Source organism: Neisseria sp. P0021.S007, assembly GCF_051956855.1.
On record NZ_JBQCXA010000596.1, the window covers coordinates 1 to 662 of the forward strand.

1 protein-coding gene is annotated in these 662 nt (G+C 41.5%); it reads right to left on the bottom strand.

Translation table 11 applies throughout. The annotated features are described in order from the left end of the window. Positions 1-252 precede the first annotated feature (252 nt). The coding region (locus ACTHUR_RS14850) for a hypothetical protein (protein ID WP_440399357.1) at positions 253-662 on the bottom strand (410 nt) is incomplete at its 5' end.

A 662-nucleotide genomic window follows, 5' to 3' on the forward strand; every position in this document is an offset into this window, starting at 1 on the left:
CAATTACTTGATTTAGTCAATCATATTCATGGTTTAACACCTAAACAGCAAAATAAAATTTGGTTTCTTATTAAAGATTGGGCATTAAACCAAGCTACAGAATCTGAGAAAATTACCATGCGAGAAAAACTTCGCACGACTATTTTATCTAAAAGAGCTAAAAGAGATTCTAATAGAATTATGTTTACGGAATTGGGCAAGCAGACATATGCAGCATTAGAACCCAAAGAACTAATAGATAAATATTTCTGGTTATTTGGGTTTTGTTGGGTGGGTTGTTTTGTTGGGTGGGTTGCTGTGTTTGTTTTTTTTGTGTTGTTTAGTGTTTTTCTTGGTGTTGTGCTTTGTCTCTGTATTTGTATTTTTTTGGGTGGTTTGGTGGGGTGGGTTTTGTTTGGGTGGGGTGTTTTTGTTGTTGGGTGGGGGTGTGTTTTGTGTGGTGGTGGTGGGGGTGGTGTTTTTGTTGGTGGTGGGTGTGTTGTCTGGGGTGGTTGTCTTTGGTGTGTTGTTTTCGGTGGGGGTTGTTGTGTTGTTTGTTGGTGTGTTGTTGTGTGTGGTTTGTTGGTGGGTGGTGGTGGTGTGGGGGTTGTGGTTGTTTGGTGTTTGGGGGGTGTGTTTGTGTGGGGGGTTGCGGTTGGGGTTTTTGTGTGTTGGTTTGGTGT